Below are 562 nucleotides of genomic sequence, written 5' to 3'. Positions count from 1 at the left end.
GCCGGGGAGCGGGAGCGGGGGCTCGCCGAGGCGCGGGCCTTCTGGGCCGCGCAGGAGGCCCGTGACGCCGCCGACGCCCCCTCGCTGCTGGGCGGCCTGCCCGGGCTCGGCGAGGACGGCCCGGTCTTCCTGCCCCGGCAGGCGGACATGGTCGGCCTGGAGCCGCTCCTGGGCGACGAGCTCCTCGACGAGTACCCCGAGGACTCCCCCGAGCTGGCGGCGGCCCGCCGGCGCCACCCCTCGCACCCCGATTTCGTGCCGGCGCAGGCTTCCCACCCGGGAGCGGACCACGAGCGCACGGTGAACCGCCTGGAGGAGCTCGCGGAGGCCCGTACGGCCCTCGCGGACGTCCGCCCCGGCCCGCTGGGCACCCTGGACGTGTACGTCTTCACGGACGGCACCACGCTGTGCATGACCCCGGGCCACCGGGAGACGGCCGAGCGCCTCTCCGAGGCGCTGCGGGCCGGCACCGCGCCCGTCCTGCTGGGCGGTTCCGGCATTTCCGGCGCGTACGCGCTCACGTTCTCCTGCGGGGACTCCGAGGACCCCGACAGCAACGTCT

Annotated in this window: 1 protein-coding gene; it reads left to right on the top strand. The window is 76.9% G+C overall.

Going from position 1 to position 562, the window contains the following annotated elements; all coding sequences use genetic code 11:
* Positions 1 to 562 (top strand): hypothetical protein (locus G3I71_RS46080; RefSeq protein ID WP_164324898.1); only part of this gene is annotated, 562 nt, incomplete at both ends.

This window comes from Streptomyces sp. SID12501, assembly GCF_010550245.1.
Lineage (GTDB): Bacteria > Actinomycetota > Actinomycetes > Streptomycetales > Streptomycetaceae > Streptomyces.
The sequence above is the reverse complement of the archived record's forward strand: the minus strand, read 5'-3'. Positions and strand labels throughout refer to the sequence as shown.